This is a genomic window from Rhodococcus sp. MH15 (assembly GCF_019266045.1).
In the GTDB taxonomy this organism is placed as follows: domain Bacteria; phylum Actinomycetota; class Actinomycetes; order Mycobacteriales; family Mycobacteriaceae; genus Rhodococcus_F; species Rhodococcus_F qingshengii.
Window position 1 is genome coordinate 42990 of record NZ_LPNP01000079.1, and the last position, 26276, is coordinate 69265.

Annotated in this window: 19 protein-coding genes; 4 read left to right on the forward strand and 15 right to left on the reverse strand. The window is 60.5% G+C overall.

Annotation, left to right across the window (positions count from 1 at the left end):
• Window positions 1–29 precede the first annotated feature (29 nt).
• The gene (locus tag ATN37_RS22590) at window positions 30–383 is read left to right on the forward strand and encodes a UBP-type zinc finger domain-containing protein (protein WP_003941317.1); all 354 of its coding nucleotides are present in this window, start codon (window positions 30–32) and stop codon (window positions 381–383) included.
• A gap of 1 nt (window position 384) precedes the next feature.
• Here ATN37_RS22590 and ATN37_RS22595 read toward each other — a convergent pair whose 3' ends face one another.
• Complete coding sequence (locus ATN37_RS22595) at window positions 385–711, reverse strand: hypothetical protein (RefSeq protein ID WP_218695627.1); 327 nt, start codon at window positions 709–711, stop codon at window positions 385–387.
• 43 nt (window positions 712–754) lie between these two features.
• Complete coding sequence (locus ATN37_RS22600) at window positions 755–1246, reverse strand: DUF3558 domain-containing protein (protein WP_230091180.1); 492 nt, start codon at window positions 1244–1246, stop codon at window positions 755–757.
• Between the two features lie 175 nt (window positions 1247–1421).
• On the opposite strand from ATN37_RS22600, the gene ATN37_RS22605 reads away from it, so the two are divergent.
• Window positions 1422–2477, forward strand: coding sequence for a 2,3-butanediol dehydrogenase (locus ATN37_RS22605; protein ID WP_218695628.1), 1056 nt, complete (start codon window positions 1422–1424; stop codon window positions 2475–2477).
• Here the strand turns inward: ATN37_RS22605 and ATN37_RS22610 are convergent.
• The 3 genes from ATN37_RS22610 to ATN37_RS22620 form a co-directional block, all read right to left on the reverse strand.
• A complete protein-coding gene (locus ATN37_RS22610) occupies window positions 2467–2790 on the reverse strand; it encodes a ferredoxin family protein (RefSeq protein WP_007726052.1) in 324 nt (107 codons plus the stop codon). The genes ATN37_RS22605 and ATN37_RS22610 overlap by 11 nt on opposite strands.
• Window positions 2787–4376 (reverse strand): FAD-dependent oxidoreductase, encoded by a 1590-nt coding sequence (locus ATN37_RS22615; protein WP_218695629.1) that lies wholly within the window; start codon window positions 4374–4376, stop codon window positions 2787–2789. Before ATN37_RS22615 ends, ATN37_RS22610 begins: the two co-directional genes overlap by 4 nt.
• A gap of 125 nt (window positions 4377–4501) precedes the next feature.
• Complete coding sequence (locus ATN37_RS22620; RefSeq protein WP_228401157.1) at window positions 4502–4747, reverse strand: hypothetical protein; 246 nt, start codon at window positions 4745–4747, stop codon at window positions 4502–4504.
• 223 nt (window positions 4748–4970) lie between these two features.
• On the opposite strand from ATN37_RS22620, the gene ATN37_RS22625 reads away from it, so the two are divergent.
• Complete coding sequence (locus tag ATN37_RS22625; RefSeq protein WP_007726046.1) at window positions 4971–5351, forward strand: helix-turn-helix domain-containing protein; 381 nt, start codon at window positions 4971–4973, stop codon at window positions 5349–5351.
• Here the strand turns inward: ATN37_RS22625 and ATN37_RS22630 are convergent.
• The 5 genes from ATN37_RS22630 to ATN37_RS22650 form a co-directional block, all read right to left on the reverse strand.
• Window positions 5348–7141, reverse strand: a complete 1794-nt coding sequence (locus ATN37_RS22630; protein WP_218695630.1) for a long-chain fatty acid--CoA ligase — start codon at window positions 7139–7141, stop codon at window positions 5348–5350. The two genes, ATN37_RS22625 and ATN37_RS22630, sit on opposite strands and share 4 nt — an antisense overlap.
• Window positions 7138–7581, reverse strand: a complete 444-nt coding sequence (locus ATN37_RS22635) for a MarR family winged helix-turn-helix transcriptional regulator (RefSeq protein WP_007726042.1) — start codon at window positions 7579–7581, stop codon at window positions 7138–7140. Before ATN37_RS22635 ends, ATN37_RS22630 begins: the two co-directional genes overlap by 4 nt.
• A gap of 103 nt (window positions 7582–7684) precedes the next feature.
• A complete protein-coding gene (locus tag ATN37_RS22640; RefSeq protein WP_003941363.1) occupies window positions 7685–7816 on the reverse strand; it encodes a putative transporter small subunit in 132 nt (43 codons plus the stop codon).
• A gap of 27 nt (window positions 7817–7843) precedes the next feature.
• Window positions 7844–9496, reverse strand: a complete 1653-nt coding sequence (locus tag ATN37_RS22645) for a sodium:solute symporter family protein (protein WP_256933465.1) — start codon at window positions 9494–9496, stop codon at window positions 7844–7846.
• 388 nt (window positions 9497–9884) lie between these two features.
• On the reverse strand, window positions 9885–11183 hold the full coding sequence (locus ATN37_RS22650) for a plasmid pRiA4b ORF-3 family protein (protein ID WP_306300762.1): 1299 nt from the start codon (window positions 11181–11183) through the stop codon (window positions 9885–9887).
• Window positions 11184–11522: 339 nt separating this feature from the next.
• Between ATN37_RS22650 and ATN37_RS22655 the strand changes: the two genes are divergently transcribed.
• On the forward strand, window positions 11523–12116 hold the full coding sequence (locus tag ATN37_RS22655; protein ID WP_218695633.1) for a hypothetical protein: 594 nt from the start codon (window positions 11523–11525) through the stop codon (window positions 12114–12116).
• A 213-nt stretch (window positions 12117–12329) separates the two neighbouring features.
• Here the strand turns inward: ATN37_RS22655 and drmC are convergent, their stop codons facing one another.
• The 5 genes from drmC to drmD are packed head-to-tail and all read right to left on the reverse strand — an operon-like array spanning window position 12330 to window position 26046.
• Window positions 12330–13040 (reverse strand): DISARM system phospholipase D-like protein DrmC, encoded by a 711-nt coding sequence (gene drmC, locus ATN37_RS22660; RefSeq protein WP_218695634.1) that lies wholly within the window; start codon window positions 13038–13040, stop codon window positions 12330–12332.
• Entirely contained in the window at window positions 13030–15096 is a 2067-nt protein-coding gene (gene drmB / locus ATN37_RS22665; protein WP_256933458.1) for a DUF1998 domain-containing protein, read from the reverse strand. Before drmB ends, drmC begins: the two co-directional genes overlap by 11 nt.
• Entirely contained in the window at window positions 15096–18812 is a 3717-nt protein-coding gene (drmA, locus tag ATN37_RS22670) for a DISARM system helicase DrmA (protein ID WP_218695635.1), read from the reverse strand. The genes drmB and drmA overlap by 1 nt, the downstream gene beginning before the upstream one ends.
• On the reverse strand, window positions 18812–22882 hold the full coding sequence (locus tag ATN37_RS22675) for an Eco57I restriction-modification methylase domain-containing protein (RefSeq protein WP_218695636.1): 4071 nt from the start codon (window positions 22880–22882) through the stop codon (window positions 18812–18814). The genes drmA and ATN37_RS22675 overlap by 1 nt, the downstream gene beginning before the upstream one ends.
• Entirely contained in the window at window positions 22882–26046 is a 3165-nt protein-coding gene (gene drmD, locus ATN37_RS22680) for a DISARM system SNF2-like helicase DrmD (protein WP_218695637.1), read from the reverse strand. Before drmD ends, ATN37_RS22675 begins: the two co-directional genes overlap by 1 nt.
• Window positions 26047–26276 lie beyond the last annotated feature (230 nt).

The window sequence follows — 26276 nt, forward strand, 5'->3', positions numbered from 1 at the left end:
ACCGACTTCAGTCAGCGAGAGGGTGGACCATGACCGACGGACTTCCAGCGGGGATCGATCCGAGTGTGCCGCCCAGTGGCGCGGGATGCGTTGAATGCGATGCGAGCGGCGGTTGGTGGGTGCACCTGCGTCGATGCGCGCAATGCGGTCACGTGGGGTGTTGCGACTCCTCACCGTCACAGCACGCGAGCAAGCATGCGGCCTCGACAAAGCATCCGTTCATGCAGAGCTACGAACCCGGTGAGGATTGGTTCTGGAGCTTCGAAACCAACGAGGCGTACGACGGACCTGAATTGGCGGCGCCCACTTCACATCCCGTAGATCAGCCGACGCCGGGGCCTAAGGGTCGTGTCCCAGCCGATTGGCAGCAACACATCCACTGACTCAGTTCGGTTGGTCGATCGACCTCAAAGTCGAGACGTTCGACGACTCCTGCTCGAATGCGTTGTCGATGCAGGCTTGAAACTGAGCCTGCATTGCCTCCACGACCGCGATATGACTCGCCAACACATCGACGAGCGCGTCGTGGCCACCGACGGCCTTCTCTTCGAACTTAGCCTGTAGGGCCTGTGCGGATCCTAGGGTTCCAAACCCTGTCAATTGACCGAGTAGTGCGGCGGAGTTCAATGCTGCCTCGAACTGCGCGCGGAGTTCAGTGCAAGCCGCGATCAGCTCGCCGGCGACTTTGGCATCGAGATACAAATTCGACATGTGACTCCTGTATTCGAGGGTGTAGCTGCAATCAGGACCGCTGTCACGGGAGCAATGGAATCACTGTCTCGGCGATTCGTTCCACCAGCGTGCACGGCGTCTCGGGGCGCGCCACACCGACCTTGGCGCCGACGCGGATCATCGCAGTGGATTGAGAGGTCGCGAAGGCGACGTTGCAAGCAGAATCTGTTTTGTCATTGCGTTCCTGGTATTTCAGGACTTCGCGCCCGGCGATTTGGGCTCGATGAAGGTCGCGCATGACTGGATTCTGTTCGACCTCTACGAGCGAATGATCGGTCGATGTCAGAGACAAGAAGTACCACTCACCGTTCCACGAGCAAATGTTGAAACCATCGATATGCGTGTCAACGATGTCAACCTCTTTTGTTGCCGGGTCAACTCCGACTTTCTCCAATTCCTCATTGCTGAGAACCTCACACGGATCAAACATCCCAATCACATCGACAGGGAAAGCCTCGCCCTCGACCGTCGAGGAACAACCCCCAACCAACAGCGCGGCCGCGACCAAGACCACTGCCCCCCTCACTTCCACAGCACTCCCCTCATTCGCGGCCCGCTCACAGTATTGGACGCTCCCCAGGACCGATCGGTTCCACCCCATTGCATTCCGTTGCAACCCTTCACCCACGCCAACAATCGGCCTAACGTCGATCTACCAGGGGATTCACAACGAAGTGAGGTGCGGATCAATGAAGGCAGCACGGTTCCACGGGCAGAAAGACATCCGGATCGAAGAGATCCCTGAGCCCGAATTGCGGCCAGGAACAGTCAAGCTGAAGGTCGCATGGTGCGGAATCTGCGGCACCGATCTCCACGAGTACCTCGAGGGACCGATCTTCATCTCCGCACCCGGACACCCGCATCCACTCTCACACGAGAATGCGCCGGTCACGATGGGCCACGAGTTCTCCGGCACCGTCGAAGAGGTCGGCGAAGGTGTCACGGACGTCGAGGTCGGCGAAAATGTTGTCGTCGAGCCGTACTTCGTCTGCAACGAATGCGCCCCGTGCAAGGCGGGCAACTACCACCTGTGTACGAAGATGGGGTTCATCGGCTTGGCCGGCGGTGGTGGCGGGCTCAGTGAGAAGGTCGTCGTCGACCGTCGCTGGATCCACAAGATCGGCAACATCCCGCTCGATGAGGCAGCTCTCATCGAACCGTTGAGCGTCGCCCATCACGCAGTCGTACGCAGTGGTGCCGAAAGCGGCAACGTCGCCATCGTGGGCGGAGCCGGACCAATCGGACTCCTCGTTGCGGCAGTCCTCAAGGGTCTGGGTGTCACGACGATCGTCACTGAACTCAGCGAAGCCCGCAAGGCCAAGGCCCTCTCCAGTGGCGTGGCCGACTACGTCATCGATCCCACCACCGAAGACGTCAAAGCGCGCGTCCTCGAACTCAGCGGAGGCATCGGCGCAGACATCGGCTTCGAATGCGCAGGCGTCAACGCGGTCCTCGACACCATGCTCGACACGGTCAGGCCTGCTGGAGTTGTTGTCAACGTGTCGATTTGGGGCAAACCCGCGACTATCGACATGCAGAAGCTGGTCCTCAAGGAAATCGACCTACGCGGAACCATCGCGTACGTACGCGACCATGAAGCGGTCATCAGGATGGTCCAGGACGGTGTCGTCGATCTGGCGCCATTCATCACTGGTCGTATTCAGCTCGAAGAATTGATCTCCGAAGGATTCACCACTCTGATCGAGCACAACGACACTGCGGTCAAGATTCTCGTCAGGTCGTGACCGGACGGGGCACCTCGGGACCCACCGCGGTCAGCGACCCTGGTGCCCGCCCCTTGCCCCATCCGATCTTCTCTCGGTAGCGGCCGATGTGATCGTCCTCGATCACATCGGCCGTTTCCAATGGTGTGGATTGCGGATGCACATACAGCGCATCCGTCGGGCAATATGCCTCACACATGAAGCAGGTCTGGCAATCCGATTGGCGCGCAATCACCGGGACGCCCGAGGGCGTCCGGTCGAAAACATCTGTAGGACAAACGTCTACGCACTTGTCGCAACCGATGCAGTCAGGCGCGGACACCAGCTCGATCATGACGCCACCAATGCAGACCCGACAGGTTCCGACGTTCGGGTCCACACCGAATCCAAACCTCCGGTGAGAACGTGATGATGCTGCGTTCCATCGAGTTCGGGATAATCGTCACGCTTGCTCATTCCCCGAGTCTCGGTCCGCGCCAACGTCGAGTGGTACATCCAGCGACCGACGGCCGTGATCGCGGCAGCCTGCCGCGCCGCCATCCGACCTGCTGGATCCGCGCCCAGATCCGCACTCACTGCACCCCACAGCGATTCGAGCTCACCGAGCGCTGCGGATACTCGATCACCGCTGCGGAGGTAGTTCTTGTCGAAGGGAATCAGCTGCGCCTGAGCAGCTTTCACCACATCGTCGGCAGCAAACCCGGTTCGTACCGGATTACGCAATCCGACGGTTCCGGCTCCGCGAAGACCACTGGTAGACCCACGTCCGACCGACAGCGCATAGCGCGCAGCACCGGTTCCCGCCCACGAACCAGAAGACATCGCCCACGCGGCGTTGTGACTTCCCCCGCCGGTAAACCCTCCGCAGATTCGCTCTCGGGTCGCGGCGTCCCCGGCGGCAAACAGTCCTGGAACGGATGACGCGCAATCGTCATCGACGACGTTGATTCCCCCAGTGCCGCGCACCGTGCCTTCAGCGAGCATGCCGACCTCGAATTTGTCGGTGAAGGGATCGATTCCGCGGCGATCGAATTGCAGGAAGAAGTTGGGTTGCCCCAGCCTCATTCGACGCTGTACATCAGCGTCGGCCCGATCGATCTGCGCGAAGACCGGCTCGTTCTGCAACGTGCTGGCGATGACGGACCTCCCCTTCGCCGAACCGGCCCCTTCGAGCACTCTTCCGTCTGCGTGAAAGAACGTCGCGTACGCGTAGTAAGCCGTCTTGGTGATCGTCGATCCGGCCGCCGCGATCCCGTACGCGTTCGAGAACTCCATCCCGGAGAACTCGGCTCCGACTTCCGCTGCCATCAATGCACCGTCACCGGTATCGACGTTGGTGCCCAGCGCACCGGACAGAAACGCACAACCTCCGCTGGCGACCACTACCGCGCCTGCCGAGACTCGGTAGTCCTGGTCTTCGTGGCGTTGGTAGCCCGCAGCTCCGCGAACTCGTCCTTCGCCGTCCACCAACAGCTCCAGCGCCGGCGAATGATCGAGGATCCGCACACCGGCTCGACGAATCCAGGTGCGCATCCGTCGCATGTACTCAGGTCCCTGCAAGCCGGTACGGATCTGCTTGCCCGTGCTGGGGTCGACGGGGAACGGATATCTGCCCTCCACCGCGAGGAGATCCATGTTGGAGTAGGTCTGCTCGAGGACGCGGTCCATCCAATGGTGGTCGGCAAGATATCCGCCGAGCGCCTCACGACCGGCCTTCGCCCGCTCACGGGCAGTCGTATCCGGTTCGACGTACCAAACACCTGTTCCGGAGGGGGCCGTTGCGCCGCTCGTTCCGCAGTAGCCCTTGTCGACCAGGACGACGTCTGCACCGGCCTTGGCCGCGCGCAACGCTGCCCATGCGCCGGCGGGGCCACCACCGATCACCAATACATCGGTGGAGAGTTCGAGGACGTCCGTCACTGGCCAGCTCCTGTCAGAGGTCTACGCAACACTTCCGTTGCCGCAATATTCCTCGAACGAACTACGCAGCGCCACAGTCAGAATCACTGTGAACTCAACCGGTCACCATCGCATCGACAGATGTGCTACGACGCTTCCCGCTCCTCACCGGTGCACAACGCGGAATACTTGGCGAAGGCTTCCTGCAAGGTCAGCGATTTGCGTCGCTCGGTGATGTCGCGGGGCTTTCCCTGCGCGACACATCGACGCGCATGTTCGATCACAGCTTCACGTATGACGCTGGAAATGTCCGCGCCCGTGAGCTCTTGGAGGGTCTCTAGGGCCCTCAGTTCCTCTACGTCGAATCTCACCGTTACCGATCGTCTAGCCACGCTCAGGATGTTACTTGCGGGTACACCAAATTTGGTGAGTTACATATGCGTCGAGTCGAATATCTTTGGGCGCCAAAACCTTCGAATTCCGATCTACGTGGGTAAATAGTTTTCCACTCAGGGCACTCATGTAATGCAACGCACACAGTGCCATCCAGCGTGCCGACGGACACTGTCGCTGTCTATGCTTGCGAAACACTGCCTTCGATCGGAGATACATCGCGTGAGCATCGACCACATCGTTTCCGCAGTCGACGGCGATGCTGCCGAGCGAATCAAAACGGCCCTGACCCAGAGAGCCGCAACCTCGACGGACACGACCACGCTGGTGTTTGACGGCGTCCGGATCGAGATTCCACCGTCGGTCGGCGACGCCGTCGTGCAGCTCCTGACCTATCTCGCTGCCGGAGACAGCGTCGCCCTCGGGCCAGTTGCAGAGCTTCTCACCACCTCGCAGGCAGCAGAGATCCTCGGCGTTTCGGACACGTATGTACGCAAACTCGCCGACGCCGGGAAACTCCCGATCGAACTACGCGGCACCCACCGCAGGTTCCGCCTCGATGACGTGATGGCTTACCGCGAGCAGTTCCCCAAACGCGCCTAGCTCTTCGCGTACATTCCTTCGATCTCTTTCGAGAACCGATCGACGACGACATTGCGCTTGATCTTGAGCGTCGCTGTCATCTCACCGTCTTCCTCGGTCAGATCGCGATCGAGAATGACGAACTTCTTGATCGACTCTGCATGTGAGACAGCGGCATTGGCGTCGTCGACGGCCTTCTGCAGCTCCGCTCGAAGGTCCTTGTCGTCACGTAGTTCGGCGACGGTGGCACCAGAAGGCTTGCCGTTCTCGGCCTTCCACTTCTCGAACACCTCGGGGTCGACGGTCAGCAACGCCGTGATGTAGGTCTTCCCGTCGCCGACGACGACTGCTTGCGAGACGATGGAATGCGAACGGATACGGTCTTCCATCGGGCCGGGCGAGACGTTCTTGCCACCCGCTGTCACCAGAAGGTCCTTCTTGCGTCCGGTGATGGAAAGGTAACCGTCGCTGTCGAGTTCACCGAGATCACCGGTCCGCATCCAGCCGTTGACGAATGTCTCTTCGGTGGCCTTGTCGTTCTTCCAGTAGCCCCTGAAGACGACTCCACCGTTGAGTTCGATCTCGCCATCCTCGGCGATGCGAACCCCGTTGCCGCCCATCGGCTGTCCGACGGTTCCGATCTTCTGAGCACCCGGGACGTTGACGCAGTGCGCCGCAGTAGTTTCGGTGAGGCCATAGCCCTCGTAGATCGGAACTCCGAGCCCACGGAAGAAGTGCCCCAGCTCAGGAGTGAGGGCGCCGCCACCGGAGATCGCGAACCAGCACTCGCCGCCGAGAGCCTCACGAAGCTTCGAATACACGAGCTTGTCTGCCACTGCGTGCTTCGCCTTCAAGATCAGCGAGGGACCGCCCTTGTCGAGGGCTTGGCTGTACTCCTTGGCGGTGGCTTCGGCGAAGGCGAAGATCGCGCTGGGGATCTTTCCACCGGATTCCGCCTTGCGTGCTGCGCCGTCACGAACTTTTTCGAAGACACGCGGAACACCGAGGATGGTGTTGGGCTTGTACCGCTCGAATTGAGTTGTGATGGTGGCAAAGTCAGACCAGTGCGCCTGCGACGCACCAGCTTCGAACGTCGCGAGGGACACCGCGCGGGCCAGTACGTGCGCGAGCGGCAAGAAGGTCAGGACTCGGTTTCCCGGAACCGCCACCTTGCCGATCGATGCCGTGAGAATCCCGCGCACCTCGGACAGGAAGTTGCGGTGCGTGAGGATGCATCCCTTGGGACGGCCTGTCGTGCCGGAGGTGTAGACGAGTGACGCAAGATCGTCGGCCTTGATGCCCGCGAGCCGCTTCTTCAGCTCGGTGTCGTCAACGTCGGCACCCTGTGCGGTCAACTTCTCCACAGCGCCGTCGTCGATCTGCATGACGGCTTTGAGCGTGCTTGGCGCGTCCTGAAACAGCTGCTCGTGCGCGCCGGTTTCGACGATCGCGATGACGGCCTCGGAGTCTTCGAGGATCCAGCTGACCTGGCCCTGAGACGACGAATCGTAGATCGGGACGGTAGCCGCGCCGGCAGCCCAGATGGCGAAGTCGAAGAGCGTCCACTCGTATCGGGTCGCGGAGAGGAGTGCGACGCGGTCGCCTGCCTGCACGCCAGCGGCGATGAGACCGTTTGCGACGCCGGTGACCTGCTCGGCGAACTCTTTAGCCGTTACATCTACCCAACCCTCGCCCTTAGGGCGGGAGAACACCGTCAGATCTGGCGTGCGCTCGGCGTGAGTGAAGACGGTGTGCACCCCAGACTCATTGTCGGAGATGGTGAACTGGGCTTTGGCGCTGTACTCACTCACAGGGTGTCATCTCCGTTGGTCTGCGATTCGATGCTGATTCTGAAGCGGTGGAGTGCGCGGGCGAAGTCTGCGACCTCGGACTCGGTCCAATCGTGCAGCCTGCCGGCGACTTGGTCGAGCCGACGCGCGTCGGCGGCGTCGAGGTATTTGCGGCCCGCCTCCGTCAGGTGCAGCGGATTGCCCTGGCGAACGGATCCCGGATCGGCATACACCCAGCCTGCCTCGATGCACCCGCGCACTTGGCGCGAGATGGTCGAGCGGTTGACGCCGAAGACTTCGGAGATCTCCGTGGCCTTGCATCCGTCATTGCGGCCGATGAAGGAGAGGAATGAATGCTGCGCGATCGACGGGTGGTCATCGGAATGCCGATCCCCCGTCATCAACTGCCGCGTCAGGTGCACCAGCTCGTCATGAACGGCTGGTGGACCGGTGAGCGCCATTGCTCCGTCGTGTTGCACTGGGCAACTATAACGCTGCCCCCAGTCCCGATTGCAATATGACCGCCGCCACCGACAAGAAGTCCGTCGGTGGCGGCGTGAAAAGTTAGACCAGATCCTCACCGTTGCGGCGAGCAGTTGCCCAATCCTTGAAGAATCCCTTGCTGATGACTCCCAGCACGACCAAGACCAACGCCGGCCAGATCAGAACATAAATGGTCAGTAGAGCTGTACTCATTCGTATTCCTTCCACTTGTCTCGACGGTTACTTTCCGGACGCTCCCACGGCAGGAAGCTCGTCATCGTCGAAGTCTCCCGTCCGCTGCTTGATCAGTTCGAAATCGAACGTCTCACGCTGATTGACGGACATCGCAAAACACACGACGGTACTGACGGCATAGGCCACCAAAGATCCGCTGAGCGTTGGGTAGTCGTGCAGGAAGCCGATCGCGAACGGCGCGGACAGCACGATCGCCAGGCCACCGACGATCTGCGCAAATTTCAGACCGAAGAATCCAAATGTCATGAGCCCCAGCACCACTCCGATACCGACAACGGCAACGATGTCGGAGAGTATCCCGAACATCCCATCCATCGGCACCCAACTGAATCGGACGGGCAAGAAGGCAGCAAGAGCCACCAGCACCGACACAGTGAAGGCTTTGTTGGTGACCTTGCCCCAGTAGAAGCTCGCAATAACCGGGAACACCAAAGCGCCCCACAGCGCGCCGACGAACACCAACAGATCCAGAATGCTCAATTGCAGACTTGCCAAGGAGATAGCCGCCGCCGTGGCAACAATCATCGTTACTCGGCCGATGAGCAGCATCCGTCGAGGGTTCGCATTAGCCTTGCCTGCGACGGCTTGGCCGTAAACGTCGGTCATCACGATGGACGAGAGCGCAGCAAGGTCCGAGTCCGCCGTCGATGACAGCGCGCCGATGATCATGACAAAGAAGACAGCCAGCAAAATTCCGGGCAGGTACGACGCGGCCATCTGCGGAATCAGATTGTTGACGTCACCATCCATCGGCTCGATTCCGAGGTATAGAGCGAGAACACCCAGCATTCCGACACCAATGACCGTTGCGCCGTATCCGACGGTTGCGGTGATGAAGGTGGGCTTGATCAGGTCTTCGCGGACCGCGAACAGACGTTGGGCAATGGTCTGATTGCCGATTGCGTAGGCAAGAACTGCCGCGATGTACGGCGCGCCCTGCTCGAAGAAGGCAACGCTCGAGAAGAAGTTGCCCTGCTCAGCAGTAAGGTTGCCTGCCCCGGATTCGAAGGCTGCCGGGAACCCTGCCGCAAAGAAGATGAACGGCACCAAAACCGCTACCGCACCGAGCATTCCGATCAGCTGAACGAAGTCGGTCAACACCGAAGCGCGGAAGCCCGACCACAACGTGTACAGCAAAACGCCCAGCGCAACGATGAACACACCCTGGATGAAGTTGAACGGCGAAAGCAACGCGATCAGCAGACCACCAGCGAGGAAGTTCGACATCAAACTGATGAGACTGCCGACGATATTGGAGCCCGCGAGCATCAGCTGACTCGAGCGTCCGTGCCGCGCGTACATGACCTCAGCCAGGGTGTGGGCTTTCGGCGCTACTTTGCGAATTCGCTGGCCGAACGGATAAATGAAGAGAATCATCAACGCGCCCCACAAACCGTAGTGAATGGGGCCGGAGATTCCGTAGGTGTAGCCAGAAGTGGCAGATGCGTACATCGACGACGCCCAAATCCAGGTGGCCGTCATGCTCGCGGCCGAAACACCAAATCCTAATTTGTTTCCGGCGGTCATAAAACCGTCGGCATTTTCCTGTTTCTTACCAATACGAAGAGAAATCAGAAATGTTCCACCATAAAAAGCAACAAGCAGTGAAACAATTACCAAGGTACTGAACTGGACCATGTCGGACCCCGTCACATGCCACATCCTTCGCACATAATCGGCAGAGCAAAGCACAAAACCCCTGTTCAGGATCTTTGCGCTTCGTTTCTGCACGCCCTAGCAGCGACCGCCATACCAACACCGGTCACATATTCAATTGACTAGCAACACGCACTTCGTCTTTTCGGAAACCCAACCTCCACAAAATAAATCTTCTGCGCAAGCTTTTGGCTCGACCACGCAATTCAACAACTGAGAATCGACCATAGCATGATGGCAATTTCGAACAAAAACTCCGATATTTTCCCACCCGAAAATATTCATGTTTCCGCCGCAGTAAAATCGTGCGCTTCCAGCGCATATAACAACTCCGCATCGATTAAAATCGATGCTCGATTCGATCGCATACCTACATCGACAGGACCATCCTGGCAAACCGTCGGCCCCACTCGGGATCGGCGGAAACATGCTGGTCAAGCGGATTGGAGACAATCGCCCCGATCATTCGCAAGTACACGAGAGTGTCTCGCACCATCCACGTCCAATCGTCGTCCCCGAGTCGTGTTCCGTCTGTTGTCGACCAACCCAATGCCGTGAGGCCTTCGATCATCACTTCACTACGTTCGGACTCCGACAAGCCGGCAGCCAACGTAAGGAACAGAATTCGGCCGGCTTCCTGCGCCAACTCACCCTTTCCCAACGGCATGGCCGACACGATGTGACGCCACAGCTCGCCTTCATATGCAAGCACTGACGCGCCGAGTCGAGTCAGAAGCAATGTGCCTCGGAGTTTCCGGACAAATCTCAGTGTCTTTGCGACTTCAACGAGTACTGCTAATTGCGAGTCACTCCCTGCCGTGACACCGATCCAGTCGCTGCCCCAATCGAGTTCGTCTCGGGCGGCCGCAACATGGTCCGAAGGAAGTGCCCCGGACGCCGTCAAAACAATCCCACCACCTCGCGCGGAGTTCAGCAGCCACAGCAGTTGGCGGGTTGCTCCTTCACGCATCACCTCGAAATAGTTGTCATATCCGCCACGAAGCTCCGATTTGGCAACTGCGGCAAACAGTTTCGGCGCGGAATGAACCGACAGGCGGCGCAAGAACTTCTCGAACACCGAGCTTCCCACAGGTGGTGACTTATGCAGTGCCACTGCAATGGTGACTGCTGCATTGGACTCTGCGGGAACAAAACGTTCGGGATCGAACAGTCCGGCACTCGCCTGCACGTTCAGGAACTCGCGATACCTGATCGGACCGCCAGAATCCTCCGGCGGGCACGCTCTCTCGCCGTCGAGACAGGATGGCTCAGAAATCGGCTGGTCTTCGACAATCTGCTCGAGAACCAACGTGTGACTCCACCTTGCGCGGGCGTCGTACTCATAACGGACGTACTCCCCTACCGCGGTAACTGCCTCGTCGATCCGGACTTCGTCCTCACCGAACTCGTCTTCCTGGTATCCGTCGCGCTCGATCACCTCTGGCGCGATATACCGATCTGGGCCATTGTCCGTTGAATGATGGACACTCACCCACTGATGAGCGTGTTGATCTCCCCACCCCATCACCGCCTGCACAATCGAATGAAGTTGGTCCAGTTCGATATTCGACGGGACCGAAAACCGTCTCCAAATAGGCGGCGTGATGCAATCGAGTTCGATCCGCATGACAAAGTTCGCCACCTCCGGCCGTCGACGCTGATTCCGCATCTGCCTCGGCGTAAGGACCTTCATCTGGCTTTGCGCCGCTTGATATGCAGGTACCAAACGCAGATGTGAAGCTCGCCGAACTCGCTGACCCGTCATGTATGGAGGCTAGATCTACCTACCGACAGCCGAGATACTCACTGCCACAAGGTTGCCCGATTTGTCGGGGCTCGCATCTTGTCGCTGGTCGGCTGTCAAGTCCAGATCAACACGGACCTACCCAGGCATCTTTGATCATCCACTGCGCGGACAATAGTGTGCGCCGATTACCGTAGACCTGACAGCTACCGCACGAAAACAGTGCCCAGCGCCTGCTCGGACTGGCACAGAACATGAGGATCCATGAGCGACCAAGACACGACCGCCGACCAGCCCCTCCACATCAACGGCGCAATTGCCTTGGTGACGGACGAGCGCGACGAGTTGGTTCACCTGTGCGTCCAGACCCTCGCCGAACTGCTGGGCAGTGAGCCTGCCACCGATGACGACGGCGACATTGTCGTGCCGGTTCACGGATTTGTCGTCTACGTGACCGTCGCCGACGACGGACCCCAGATCAACGTTTGGTCTTCGGTTCTGACCGGCCTCGGCAATCCCTCGCATGCTGCGACTCGACTCATCGAACTCGCGCAGGAATGGCCGCGCCTCCGCTTCGCCTTCAGCGGCGACCACCTACTGGTCTCCACGATGCTCGACGCCGATCCCTTCGCTCCGCAGCATCTGCTGAACCTGATCGACGAGGTTCACGACTTCACTCACGAACTCGACGACGATTTTGCTGAATCCTTCGGCGGAGACCTCGACTGCGACGCCGATGACGACAGCTACGCCGGAGACTGCAATCCCGGCGGTTGCGGCGGTGACTGTGACTGTGCGTGCGGCGATGATGCAGACGACGAGCTTGGCCTCACGGCAGGCGCGTCAACCACCAAGTAGTCGATCACCCTTCGTAGAGATGCACGCGAGCTTCGAATTATGCTGCGTGCGTGCATCTCTGTCCCGAAATACGTTGCAAAGTCACGTTTTTCGCAACATCAGGCATGCATCCGCACCCGGCCAGCCAACCGCATGCCCAGGGGCGAAAGTTGAGTTGAACCTCCTCAGCCTCATGACCTCCTGCAGCACTCTGACTCCGCGTAGGCCGGTTTCTCAACTATCTGTGAGCACATACAGCGAACCGTGTTTGCTGGACATTGTTGACTCGATTGAGGTGGCGAGCGCGTTGTCCTTTATGAGGATCCCGAATTCGATGTTGCGATTCTCCGCGTTGTAGGAAAAGTTTGCGCTAGTCAGCAAAACGATCTCGTGATCGACGACGATGAACTTGGCGTGGCTCACGATTGAACGATTGTCACTAAGCCGCGCTGATCTGTACACCGTCGCCAGTGGCAGTTGAGCTCTAACCTTGCCCGATTCACCCTTTTCGGCATCGACATACACACAGACGGTGACACCCGGTTGCTCGGACGCGAGCCTAAGCGCGTGCCACATGTTGGAGTTCTTCGTGAAGTTGTACGTCGCACACGTCACGGAAATCCGCGCTCCAGACACGAGACGATGGAACTCGCTGGTCAGGTGGCCAATAGTGGCCTCATTGCCCGGCATCGTCCACACCGGGACGAGTTCGCGATGCACCATCTTCGCTCCCGCGACCGCACGCAGCACCGCAACAGACAACGCAGGTTCGGCGTGACTTAGCCCGGCCCCTGCCAGCAAGTTCGCAACATGCTCACGGCGGCTGGCGTTGATCGACCGCAGCGCGTGCGCGGTATGGTCACCGTTTTCGAGGAGTGCTGCAAGCCCCACCGCTTCATTTGCGGTGAGGTATTCGCCGAGCGAACCGAATGGATCAGACGGCATCGATGCTCCCGAAGAACCCTGGCACTGACTCGCCCGAGGCCGCCGGGAGGTCCAGGAGGAACCGCCGATCAAGGAATCGGTTCGCCTTCTCACACGAAGTTTCTGATGCAAAGGAGCAGCAGTGGCATGCGGCGCCGTGGAGGAAATCCTCCGGGTCGCGCGGGGTCCGTGTGGCACAGACCGGGTCCGAGGAGCATCGCACTGCGCGGCGTAGCGCCGACACCAGCAGGTTATGGAGTCGGGCCGGTTCGGAGAGTGCGACCAGCCCGCCGAGAGTGCCCTCGCTGTCGGAAGCGGTGGTGCAGATCAGCAGTCCTGCCGCCGCCTCACGTTGTGGAGTTGCGGTCCATCCGTAGATACGTTCGCTGAGGCTGGCTGCACCGTAGCCACACGACATCGCCATTTCACGGATCAGGACATGCGAGAGGGTGTGGAGCAACCAGTAGCGCGGAGCAGGCAATCGGGTATCGGGGTCGACCTGCTTGGCAGTCTCGGAAAAGCGTCGCTGAAAGTTACGCCTGTGCGCGTCCTGATGGACGTCCCACAACCGTGTTCCGCGAATCTTGTTCTCCCACTCTGCGACTGCATCGAGGTCGAGCTGGAGGAAGACACCTTCACCGCGGTCTTCGGTGGCCGGAACCCATGTGGGCTTGCCACTGCGGGTGAGCTTGACGAGGCGGCTGGCGAGATCGTTGACGCGATCCATCTCGTCGAGTCGCGTGAACCCGAGTACCGCATTGACCTTCTTCATCTGGTTGACCGCGACGACGCGGCTTACCTTCGGATGCAGCCCGGGCGCGCGCTGCATCTCGGTCACCATCAGACCACTGGAGTTCGGCTGCTGCGGGAACAGCGCTGGCTTCTGCAAGTACCGCCATTCCGGTACAAGCAGCTCGACCGGATCCCAAGCCGCCAGCTTTTCCTGCCGATCTTCCTCCGAGTCCGCAGGAGCGAGTACATCGGCTATGGCCGCCGAAAGGTCATCGTCGGTGACACTCGACATGTCGATGCCCTTGGCTCCGGCCAGGGCCCGGATCACGGCGATCTGGTCCCCGAACTGCTTGACCTGATCGAGGCCCAGCTCGACGCGAAGCTTGTCGGCAAGGGCCTTCTTCTCTTCGGCTTCGGTGCGGGGCATGACGATGATCGACTGTGTGGACGCGAACCATAGATTCGATGCGCCCATCATGATGAGCGCCGGGCGGGCTCCACAGTTACTGTCGAACGCCCCGAGATGCGGGTGCCGACCGCGGCACTTCTCCGGAAGTTTTTCGCGCCCAACCGTTCCCTGTGCCTCGGCCATGCCGCGAGTGGATCCACACGAAGCGCAAGCGATGATCGACCCGACGCTCTGGCCGACGTTGGCGTCACGCATCTTCAGATCGGGCAGCTCTGCCTTGGGGCATTGGCGACCACGGTGCACCCATAACGTGTAAGGGAATTCGTCGAGGTGCCCGTTCGTGCATGTCAGCAGATGCTGCGCCGGGACCGCGGGGCTTTCGCGTTTACGGGCAGGTGCTCCGGGCCGCGGTCGACCTCGCCCTGGGCAGCTCTTGTGAGTGAACTGGGCGAGGTCGGGCCGGAACGGATGGGTGTTGGTGTAGCTGAACCGCGGCAACGGGCCAAGATAGTCGCAGCCGGTGCAACGAAACCATTGTGGGAACACCCGGGCGGGAATGCCGAGGTCGGACCCTTCCTTGGACATCGCGCCCTGTTTGGGCTGCCACGGGTAGGGCCGAAGAGCGTCGACTTGCTGGCCTAGATGCAGTCGGACCACGCTGACCAGTCGCGGTTCGAGGATGCTTGGGATGTGCTCGCGACGCTTCCAGATGGGTCCCCAATCGTCGAGTCCCGCAGGCATGACGGCGAAACCGGGTAGATCCATGATCGCGCCGGGGCCGTACGTGTAGAGCAATGACGAGGGGCGGGCCGAGCCGACCTTGGCGCGGTTCTTGACCAGACCCTCCTCGGCGTCGGCGAGCGGGTCGAGGACATCGGAGGCGTCGTGCAGCATCTCGACGGGAAGATCCGACTCGGTGGTTGCGGTGTCAGTCATCAGTTGTCCTCCCCGGACGGCAGAACCCATGTCGGTGCATCGTCAGGTGTTCGGGCGAACAGCCGATCCGGGATCGGGCTGACCAGCAGGTTGATTTCCGGTTGCACCTCGCGCATCGAGTTCGCGATGATGAACGGGGCCTCCGTCGAACTGCCCGTGGACGCCTTCGCATTTTCCGGGCTGATGATCAGCGGTAGGTACTTGTCACCCTCGCCGGTGCGCTCGTAGACGAGTGTCTTGCTCATCAGGACCGCGCGCTTGGCGCGTTCGGTCCAGCGGTCGAGCCGATTGACCAGCAGATCATTGGCACGCTTGGTCGCCTCGTCGCTCTGCGCGGCGGCAGCGATGCGTTTCTTGAGCCGCTCTACCATCGCCTCGACTGCCGAACGCTCATCCTTGATTCGCCATGCGCCGCGCTCCTGCGAGAGCCCGTCGGGTTGCACGGCCTGCATAACCCGAGCGACGCTGACCAGCAGACCGTCGATCCCCCGGGCGAGCGAGGTAGGTGAGTACGGCGTGACTGACAGCGCTTCGACCTGGGCATAGAAGGTTTCGTGGTAGTGCCGGAACTGTTCGAAGTGCGCGAGGTCGCGCGGTCGAGCCCAGTTGCCGAGGGCAACAACGAGTCCAGGGCGATCAGAGGGATCGCGTCCGACGCGGGAGGACGCCTGGATATATTCGGCGGTGTTCTTCGGTTGTCCGACCACCAGCATCAGACCCAGCCGCTGGACGTCGACGCCGACCTGGAGCATCGAGGTTGCGAGCACCACGTCGAACGGCATCTCGGTGCGGGCGGGCATTTTCTTTCCGGTGTCCTGCTTTGCCATTCGCGCGCGAAATGCCTCGGTGGTGTCGTGGTCGGGATCGAACTCCAGACCGAGTCGGTCGAGAGTGCGGCCGATTTCGGCTGATGCGATGCGTGAGGTCAATTCACCGATGTTGAGCAGACCGAACGATGTTCCGAGCCGTGACGGGAATCCGGAGTCCCTGCGGGGACGCTTGACTCGGCTCTGGACGTCGTCGGCCATGTAGCGCGCCATGCCGGCCAGCTCACGAGTGGCATTGAAGTAGCCGACCAGCGTCATGTAGGGATCCGCCGCGGCACCAGCGTGATCGAAGAGCAATTGACCAGAAGACAGCAAGACCTCCGCAACGCGAATCTCCGCGCTGGAGAGGCGCACGCCCTGCGCGCTCACCCCGATGTAGCGGCGCCCTGGGTTCGCCTTGTCGATCGGAATCTCTTGGGAGAAGTACGTGTCCGCGACGTCGAGTAGCTGGGGTGGGAAGATTTCGACCTGCCGGCCGTACAACCCCCGCGCCTGTTCCTGGGCGTTGCGCACCGTTGCGGTCGATGCAACGATCAGCGGCTTGACGGGCTTGCCGTCCTTGGTCTCCCATGAGCACAGGGTCTCGACCGCAACCTCGAACAGGCCGACCGAGGTTCCCAGCGCGCCGGTGATGAGGTGGAGCTCGTCCTGGATGATGAGGTCGGGGGGCCGCAAGCGATCTACCGGTCGAACCGTCGCGGCGGGGTGACCGCTCTTGCTCGCCGGGTGCGTCGTGGTGATGTCGCACTTGGAGTAGTCCGAGTGCACATACCCGTGCCGTCCGCACCGTCGGCTGACGTACCCGAATAGTGCGGCAGCTTCGCCTTCGCGGGCGAGGCGCGCAAATTTGTCGACGGTGGCGATTACGAACGCCGGTGTCAGCCGGTAGATTTCTTCATCCACGGTGAGCACTGGGAGTCCCTCGGATGCCGCGCCGCCCTTGGAGAACGGGCACCGAGCAAGCTCGTCACCGCAATACACGTAGATACGGCGCATTGTGGCATCAGCCTTGACCTGTGCCGCCCCGATCGGGGTGCCGCACCACGGGCATCGCTGAATCTGCAGCACCGTGAGTCGATGCGATCCGTACTCGTTTGCCTTGGTGAGTTGCTCGTCGGCTTCCTCGAAGCGCTTGGGGCTGACGTCCGTTCCGACCCACAGGCCGATCCGGAACGGTTCGACACCCCAAGTGGCTTCGTCTTCGAGCCGGGCGAGCTCCGCCGCACACATCAGAGCCGTCGCACGCTGGAACTGCTGGGCGGTCAGGAGCCTGAGCGTGTAGCGCATCAGAACTGCAACCCCGTCGCGGCCGTCCAAAGGTCCGTCGCCGGACTCGATGACGCCTTGCCTGCGGCGAATCGCGAAGGTATACGCAGCGAGGCCGAGATAGGCCTCGGTCTTACCACCACCGGTTGGGAAGAACAGCAACTCCACCCGCGCATGATGTTCGGCGCTGCGCAGTTGCGCGGCAGGGTCTGTCAGCGCACCGAGCTGCATCAGGATGAATGCCAACTGGAATGGGCGCCACGACGCCGCACCAGCACCCCGGGCGGCAACTTCGGCTTGCGCATGCTCGATGGTCATGGTGCCGTCCGCGGCCCGTGCCGCTGCCACCTGAGAGGCGATGCGCTGATCGCGCATCGAACGGTTCATGAACTGGAAGCAGCGCAGCGCTTCGGGATCGGTCGCGACGTGCTCCAGGCCCGCGGCCAACCGGTTGTGTGCCTGCCGGGCCTCCAAGAGTGCGAGTTCTGCGGTCTCCTTCAGGTGCTCGGGTAGATCGTGGGCAGCATTCTCTTGGCTGCTAATCCACGCGGCATAACCCTTCACCAGTGGCTCCAGTCCGGCGCGAAGTGCGTCAGGCGTAACGGATGACAGAGCGTCCATGGACAGCATCGCGTCTTTCACCGACCGCGCGCGTGTCTGGGGCGTCTCCCCAACAGGGAGCCAGGTTGTGGATACCTCGGTCGCGCGACGTGCGCCGTCCTTTGCCACCCAGTCGACCGAACAAGTTCGTCCTATCGCGAACTCCAGGCGGTTTCGGTACTGGAGGTTCAGACGACGAACCTCGTCGTCATGCTCGGGCCAGTTGTGTTCCACTACATCTCGGACCGGCAGGAACACCTCCGCTCCGCCCGCATGGATGCGGATTTTGGTCTGGAACATCCACATGTTCATCGGGATGGGCATGGGGGTTTCACGGTCGTTGCACAGCGCGATTTCCACTAGCACACGCCCGAATTCGGGGTCGTCGTACCGGTCCACGCGCAGGCAGGTGGAGTCGCGCAACGGAATCCCAGCGGTCTGGCCAGGTACGAGGTCAGCCAGTTTGATCGTGCGTGGCTCCTCCACCGGCGTGCGCTGGAAGTCGCGGATCGGTCGTCCAGCCTTGGTCGTCCTCTCGGTTTCGACCGATTCGTACGTTCCCCACGACGCCGTAACGGTGAACGAATCGAGGTCCGCAGGCACCTGGAACCGCAGCCCCATCGACGCGGGGATCATCAACCCCTGCTTCGGAGTTCGGTCCTCGACGTCATCGTCCTCGGAATCCGCTTCCGTCTCGTCGGCCGACTGGGCGGGCACACCACGTTGCTCATGTGCGGCGTCGCCGTCGGTGCGCGCCGCGACGAGGTCACCTCGTTCCGTTGTACCCTCAGAGTCGCCGCTCGCGATGGAGGCACCGGTGAGCTTGACCGGCGCGATGTGACCCACAAGGTACTGCGAGCGAGGACTGAACGACAGAATCTCTTCCGGACCATGCATTGGCCCGAGGAGTTCGCGCTCCAAGATGTCGACAAGGTTCTCGCGAACATTGAACGACGTGCCATCCGGTTCGTAACTCAGCTCATAGGACGCCTCTGGACCTGCACTAACTGTCACGTCACTCATTACAGCAGTGTCCCTTGTCCCTCTGGTACGTGCTTGGCCTTACGGCTCCTGGTCGAGCCTTTGCTGTCACCCTCGTCAGCTGCGGTGCGGCGGTGATTCTCTTCAAGCAGGCGGTCGAGTATTTTCACCCGAGCAGCCGGGCTAACGGTCCAACGCTCAACTTGACGGTGGGTATGAATGCCGTGTTCGAGGCAGATGTCTGACCACCCATAGGCGTCCATCACCACCTGATCGAGTTCGGTATGAATGGTACGTAGTCGCCCTATTTCTGGGTCCGATTTCTCCGTAACTCGCGGATCATTCACAAGGTTGTACACTTGCGTGACACCTAGGTCTCGATCCAGCATTAAGGTTCGTCGGTATGTGTCTAATTTGGCTCCGATAGCGTTTAAATCATCGTTCATTTGGGGAAGAGGGAATGTCTCGAACACATCGGATACGGTGTAAGAGATGCGGGACCCCATAGTCGCGCCATACGTGATTGACCATAGTTGGTGCAGACTTGAGGAGAGCACGGCCTGAATACTGTATGAATCGGTGGCGAAGATATAAAGGGTGTTACTGAACACCTGCGAGGTCGAAACCCTTAGGGGCATTACTGCCTTGCTGACTCTTGCGATTGCGAGCACCTCGGTCATCCCCGTGATTGCTCGGGTCAAATCAAGGGCGAGCCCGGTGAATTGCCACCAGATCTCCCGACGCTTCTTGACTGAGTTCTTTGCTCGCTCGGACTTCACACGTTCCTTCACTCTCGCAAACGGAAGTTGGTAGTTAGACGCCTCAGACTCCGTGCGCGTTCCGAAGTTGATCACCCAACGTGACGGTGATACATCGGAACGAGAACTGAGATCGTCGCCGTTGATGTAGGGGAAGATGACATCCTTATAGTGTGGTTCGCTTTGGAGCCACGTTATGGCTTCTTGTGAGTCGAGAATAAAACCGGCCCCAAGCGGAATGCACCCCTGGAACCCAAGTCCACGGTTCGTAGCTATCCTCTTAGGCAGATGAGCATACTTTCCGGCTGCCTCCAACAAAGTTGAGATTCGTTCAACCTCTTCACCGTCCGCGATCCGCGCTGCGGAGTCCGCAACCGCTCGTCCCCCCCAAACAACTGCGTATTGAAGGTTGGCGCTGAATGATGGCCAAGGCTCACTCTTGACGGAGCGATTAATGATCAGTCCTGCCTCTACAAGCCGATCCAATCCCGCAGCTCGTGTGTCACCCTCGGCAATGGTGTTCGTGGCCACGAGACCCATGACACCTGAACGGGCTAGCAGATGAAAAGCTCGATTGAAGAAGAAAGCGACTAGGTCAGCATTGGCAACGGTGCCTCCTCCCAGTATATTTGCATACCATTCCCGTACATTCGCGCCTACAGCTGGCGTAATCTTCTTGAAGCCCAGGAAGGGTGGATTCCCGATGACCACATCGAATCCCTCACGGTCGATGAGTACATCCGGAACCTCCAAGACCCAGTGGAGGGGTTGCCAGCGCTCATAGTCAGTCACGACGGTCGGTGTCAGACCCGAGTCGACGAGCGCGCTCAGCAATGATGAGTCTGGCGTACCGCTCTGAGGATGCGCGGCCTTCACCGCGATACGCAAGTTCTCGTACGATTCTTCCAACGCCTTCCCAGGTTTCCCTCCCAGTCTAAGTCCTGCTGCAACGATTCCGTCTGCGATCTTTCGAAGGTCGGCGGTGACCACGTGGAGCTGCGTGAGCTGCCGTCGCTTTGCGGCACTATTCTGTGCAGGGTTGTCCTCATCGATCTCGGTGGCGAGCCGCTGGCGGAGTTCGACCGCTCTGCGAGTAATGGAATCGATGTCGACGTCAAAGATTTCGAACATCTGTTGTTGCGATACGTGGGATGGGTCGATGTGCAGCTTGCGGAGCTGGTCAAGGCTGGTCAGCCCGAGAAGCGAGTTCCCAACAAAGATCTTGTCGTCGACAAATGAGAAAGGCAGGTCACGGTCGAGCGAGACGAGCCAGAGTGAGAGCTTGCACATCTCCACGGCCATGTCGTTGATGTCCGCGCCGTATAGGCAGTTGGCAACAACACTACGAATGGCCCGCACGTATAGGTCGTTGCGTTGTCCATTGGCGGAGTCTTCATTTATCCACGCCTCGACGACGCGGTCAGTGAGGTAGCGGGCCGCAGCGACCAGGAATGCGCCTGAGCCGCAAGCGATGTCAACGATTTTGAGATCAAGAAGTTCATCGGAAGATCTCAGATTCCACGCAGACTCTTCGGCAGTCTGGTGTGGGCCAGGTGAGTAGCACAGCGGCTGGAGTGAGTGGAGGACAACCTCTTCGGCCAGAGACTTGGGTGTGTAGTGCGCGCCGGCGTTCTTCCGTGATGGGGTCTCCTTGACCAACAACCCTCCAGCAAGTACTACAACCGGGTGCTTGCGCAGGTCCAGGCGAACAATGCCCAGCCAGGGTCGGACTCGCTCACGAAGTTCGTGATCATCACCCACGGCTTGGGTCAGGGCACTGATCACACTCGGGTCCAGAGTCGAGGTGAACGCCTTGGCCATGGCGGCGGCCGAAGGCGGGATCGCGGATGGTTGGTCCTCCCCTGCCCATCCACGGATCGCCGTCATCAGATTCTTTGGGTCGGGATTGATCTCAGCCAGCGACTCAAGCATCGACAACGGAATCTCCGGCTCCGCGCCTGTCTTGCCCAACAGACCCACATGGACCTCGTCGACCGTCGTACATGTGTAGCCGAGCAAGCCCTCGTAGATGTAGCCGATCTGCTCGACGTCGACGTCGCGGAAAGAGATCTGGCGCGCCTCGCCACCTTTGAGGATGGCCAACTGCACCGAGCGCAACACATGCAACATGACACGGTCGGACACTATTACTGAGAGCGTGCCCTGCTTGTTGGTATCGGTCAGGAACGGGAACCTCGCCGGGTCGAACAGTGACCCGCCGTACGCGGGCATACGCATACTCTCGAACGAGGCTCCACTGTAGAGAGCGGCGCTAGTGGCAAGTAAGCGATGCCACGTCAAGGATGTCGCGTCGAGCGCTTCCTCACTCTCTTCGCTCTCACGCGCGACGAGTCGGGCCAGCTCGCGAGAGATGCCGTACCCCTGCTCGAACAATTCACCTGTCGGCAGTAGGTTTCTCTCCTCCGCAAACAAGAGAAACACGACGCGCATCATGACGGTGACGGCGGCCTCGTACGTCTCGTGCGTTCGAGTAGGTAGTGGATCGGGTAAACCTTTCCGGCTGGAGTCTGCGGCTGATTCCGAAAACGACTGGATGAGCAATTCGACAGCGCTGCGCACCTGCCCGCCAAGCGCCTCCGTCACTTCCTCGGCGGCTGTCACGGATTCTTCGAAGAGCACCGGGAGTCGCTCGGACGGCTCACCGCCCATGATGTGCTGTCGCCCGATAAGAGTGAGGAAAGCGTCCCGCGTACGTGGCTCCTCGACCCAGGTAAGGGCGTCTACGATGCCGGATGCGGACATGCTGCCCTCACGGGCGAAAACGAGGCCCCACCAACGGCCATCAGTGACGATACCGATCTCACTCTTGTTCTCACGCAACAGCGCTTCGATTCGATCTACAGGAGTCGCGGCCCAAAAGTCGCCCGGTGTCTGCCGCAACGAGTTGACCGGGTCGACGACATGAACCAATGCACCAGTGCCGTCGGCGCCCTGAAGCGCGGCCTGCGAGGTAACTACGACGGTTCGGTTCGGTGATTGTGCCTGCACACCGGGAACCTCGCCCCAGAGGAGAGACTCTGCCCACCCCGCGATGTCGCGCAAAACTGTCTCGACCCATACGTCGCGAGCGGCACGGTAAGAATCGAGCGTCGTCTCGCTATCGGGGTGTCTGTCGAGATCCTCCCACGCCGATTCGAAGCGCTTCCGCGCATCGACGAGCACGTCGAAACGGTCCGGGTGAGTCTTCTTGAAGTCTGGGATGCCGTTAGGCCACACCCTTTTCAAGGGCGGGATCGCGAGGAACGGGCCCTCGGCGTCGACGAGTTCGAGCCACCCTCGGTGTAGGTCGGCGGCGTTGGTCGTCGGCGTGTGGCGCCGCGTCTGGCGTGCCATCAGTCCACCCATCCTTCAGTATCGGTGCGGGTCAGCGCGAACACCACAGCAGCAGCAGTGGTATGAGGTTTCACGTCCGCATACCGGTCGGCAATCGCGGCGATCTCACGCGACTCCTCGTCGCCCACTTCGTCCAGACGACGGCTCATCGCCTCGATATCACGCCGCCGCTGACGCTGCTGGTCATCGGGCAGCAGCATCATTTGTGCGTCCTCTTCGGCAGTCCGGAGTGCCTTGAGCGAGTCGTGCAGATTGGCACGAAAAGCCGCGAAAATCTCGCGAGCCCGCCGCACATCCGCTTCTTTACGCTGCGCAAGCTGCTCCATGACCAGCTGGTGCCGTCGGTTTGCCCGGGCTTGCATCGACTCTTCCAGCCGTGCGCGAAGCGGAGCGTCGGACATGTTCCACATGCCGCACAGTTGGTCGCGTACCCGATCGTCCGCGAGCTCGAGATTGTCACCGTCGAGCGCCTTGTCGAGTGCAGCCTCGGCCTTCTCCTCGGCCATTGCACGGCGACCCTTCAACCGCACGCCGGCGAGGAAGACCTCCTCGTGCAGCCGCAGGCCACCACGGCCGACCAGGACCATGCGAGTCACCGCCGCGACAAACGACTCGGGCAGGTTGTCGACCACCACTGCGGTGACGCGATCGAGGGGCGAATCGACGCTCCACAGTGACTGGCGCAGCAGGCGTTGCGACTTCTGCACGATCGGATGCCCCAGGTGGACGTACACCAGGTCGTTGCGATCCTTGCCGTTGTGATCTTTGGCCGCCGTGGGGTCGAACGTGATCGGGCGCAATACGCCTGGTTGCAGCCGAGTGTCGAGTCCGTTGAGCGTGCCGTGCCATCCCGAGGTAAGTGTGGGGACATCGAAGACCTCAGCATCGGTATCCTGGGCGAAATCGTGATTGGGAACAAGCGCCGATTGGTGGTTGATTCGCAGGGCGGTGTCGACCACGCGTCGCAGGTTCGCCGGGTCCAGGTGCATCTCGGTGCGCGAGGCGTCGAAGCCCTGCTCGAGTTGCGTGAGTCGGGCATTAAGTTCCATGCCGCCGGCAAGAGCGCTGTTGATGACCTCGTTCGGGTCGACGCCTTTGGCCTTTGTTCGGGTCGGCGCCCGTTGAGCAAAGTGATTCTGAATCTCTCTACCGATCACCTCGTTGACCGAGCCGAGATCCTGTTCGACATTCGCTACTTTCTTCGCGATTCGTGCCATGAAGCCCGCGTCGGCAGCATAGGTGGACGAATCGGCGTCGGGTAGGAAGTGAAAGACCTGCGGTTCTTCAGTCTGCCCGTACCTGTCGATGCGGCCTATCCGCTGTTCCAGACGGGAGGGGTTGAACGGGATGTCGAAGTTCACCAGCCGATGGCAGTACGTCTGAAGGTCGATGCCTTCGCCTGCCGCATCCGTCGCCAGCAACACGCGGACCGGCTCGTTCAACGGGTCCTCGGTGAACTGGGAGCGAATGTACTCACGATCCTCGGGCTTAGTGGAGCCCTGGATCACCGCGAGCACGTCGGCGTATCCACGCTGCGTCAGTACACGAGTGAGCCAGTCGACGGTGTGGGCATACTCGGTAAAGATGACGACGCGCTCGGTGGTCCAGTGCTTGCCGTCCGGACGGCAGACGGCGTCGAGCAACTTCAGTAGCTCGTCGAGGCGGGAGTCCGCTCGACTTTCGAAGCCTAGGCCCCATTCAGTAAGTATCTGCAGTTGGCCGGGCCCGGCGGCACTGAGTGGGTCGGAACCCTTCGACTCGCGGAGCCGGTCGGCCTCGTCCTGATCCAAGAGGCCTTCTTCCTCATCGGACTGGCCCTCTCCGAAAACGTCGTCGTAGTCCTCTTCGGAGAGTCCGCGCCCAGCTTTGGAGTCCAGGTAGTGGCTCAGCGTCATGCCGAACGCGAAGGGGCTGGACAGGAAACGCTTCTTAAGGAGCATCGTGACAATGTCGCCACCGGGCTTGATGCCGTTCAGCTTTGCGCTCTTGGTGACGATTTCGTCGAGCAGGGCGAACATCTTCTGTTCGTCTGCCCGCGGCATGAACGGCACTGCGCTCACCTTGCGCTGCTTAAAGCCCTTGCCTGAAAGATCACGCTTGAGTCGCCGCACGGTGACATCCTTGAGCGCTTTGGAATCGAGCAGCGCGCCGCGCGAGAAACGCCGTGGATCGATCATCTCAAGCAGTGCAGTGAACGATTCCGGATGCCCGTTGTGCGGGGTGGCACTGAGAAACAGGCGGTGCTCACACTTGTCGGCCAACTGCCGGACCGCGACTGTCCGTTGTGTGTCGACAGCGTATCCACGCCCGCCTGCAACCGCCGAAGGGCCTGATGGTGCAACGTGATGAGCCTCGTCGACAACAAGAAGGTCGAAAGCGAACCTCTTGCCCGACTTCGGGTTACCGGCCTGTGCGTACACGTCACGGAGCAGGCGTTGTGCACGAACCTGAGGCAGCCACGCCATGCTCACGATTACCCGGGGAAACATCAGGAACGGATTGGCATGCAACCCGTGCGTACGACGGATCTGCGCCATCAGCTCACTGTTCACGATTGTGAACCCCAGACCGAACTTGTCGCGCATCTCGTCCTGCCACTTCAGCGACAGACTCGGCGGGCACACGATCACCGCAGTGCGTGCCCGGTGCCGCAGGAGCAACTCCTGGATCACCAGACCGGCCTCGATCGTCTTACCCAGGCCCACGTCGTCGGCGAGCAGGAGGTTCGTGCGCGGAGCCCCGAGCGCGCGGCGCAGCGGTTCAAGCTGGTAGGCCTCGATGTTGACTCCCGACCAGAACGGCGCCTGATAGCGGTTCGGGTCCGCCGACGTCACCGCTCCCCAACGCATCGCGTCGACGAAACCCGCCAGCGTGGTCGGGTCGTCGAACGACTCTGTAGAAATACGGTCCGGCAACCCCTGTGCCGGCGTGACCGTATGGCCCACTTCAAGTTCCCACACCACGCTCAATTTCTCACCGAGCCGGTCTTCGTCCAGCGACTGGAGCTCGACCACATGATTGAGTTGAGCGATCGCATCGTCGGCTGAACTGCGGGGTAGTCCCTGCGCCTGAACGCTGGCGACGGCCCACGTCGAACCACGCACCTCGACGACTTGCCCATGTTCCGGCAACTGCGGACCGCCGATAGTAACTGCCTCCGTCAACGCTTCTCCTCATTCGCAATCATCGCTTGGTTCCGCCTTGTGTTGTTACAGCTTCCTCATCGACCGCGCAGGCTTTCGCTTCCGGAGTCAGCTCACTCTATGCGCCGGTCCGTTGTCGGCGAAGCTTTGGCTAGTACGCCACTCGCTGCCCCACTCAGCATAAATACCGAGGAGGACGATCCGACAAGGATCGCGAACAGTTTCGATGATCCGGCCGCTCGTTTGTCCTA

Coding starts and splice junctions, on each gene's coding strand:
- ATN37_RS22590 (WP_003941317.1), top strand. CDS start 30: ATGACCGACGGACTTCCAGCGGGGATCGATCCGAGTGTGCCGCCCAGT.
- ATN37_RS22595 (WP_218695627.1), bottom strand. CDS start 711: ATGTCGAATTTGTATCTCGATGCCAAAGTCGCCGGCGAGCTGATCGCG.
- ATN37_RS22605 (WP_218695628.1), top strand. CDS start 1,422: ATGAAGGCAGCACGGTTCCACGGGCAGAAAGACATCCGGATCGAAGAG.
- ATN37_RS22610 (WP_007726052.1), bottom strand. CDS start 2,790: ATGATCGAGCTGGTGTCCGCGCCTGACTGCATCGGTTGCGACAAGTGC.
- ATN37_RS22635 (WP_007726042.1), bottom strand. CDS start 7,581: ATGGCGCTCACCGGTCCACCAGCCGTTCATGACGAGCTGGTGCACCTG.
- ATN37_RS22640 (WP_003941363.1), bottom strand. CDS start 7,816: ATGAGTACAGCTCTACTGACCATTTATGTTCTGATCTGGCCGGCGTTG.
- ATN37_RS22645 (WP_256933465.1), bottom strand. CDS start 9,496: ATGGTCCAGTTCAGTACCTTGGTAATTGTTTCACTGCTTGTTGCTTTT.
- ATN37_RS22650 (WP_306300762.1), bottom strand. CDS start 11,183: ATGCGGAATCAGCGTCGACGGCCGGAGGTGGCGAACTTTGTCATGCGG.
- ATN37_RS22655 (WP_218695633.1), top strand. CDS start 11,523: ATGAGCGACCAAGACACGACCGCCGACCAGCCCCTCCACATCAACGGC.
- drmC (WP_218695634.1), bottom strand. CDS start 13,040: ATGCCGTCTGATCCATTCGGTTCGCTCGGCGAATACCTCACCGCAAAT.
- drmB (WP_256933458.1), bottom strand. CDS start 15,096: ATGACTGACACCGCAACCACCGAGTCGGATCTTCCCGTCGAGATGCTG.
- drmA (WP_218695635.1), bottom strand. CDS start 18,812: ATGAGTGACGTGACAGTTAGTGCAGGTCCAGAGGCGTCCTATGAGCTG.
- ATN37_RS22675 (WP_218695636.1), bottom strand. CDS start 22,882: ATGGCACGCCAGACGCGGCGCCACACGCCGACGACCAACGCCGCCGAC.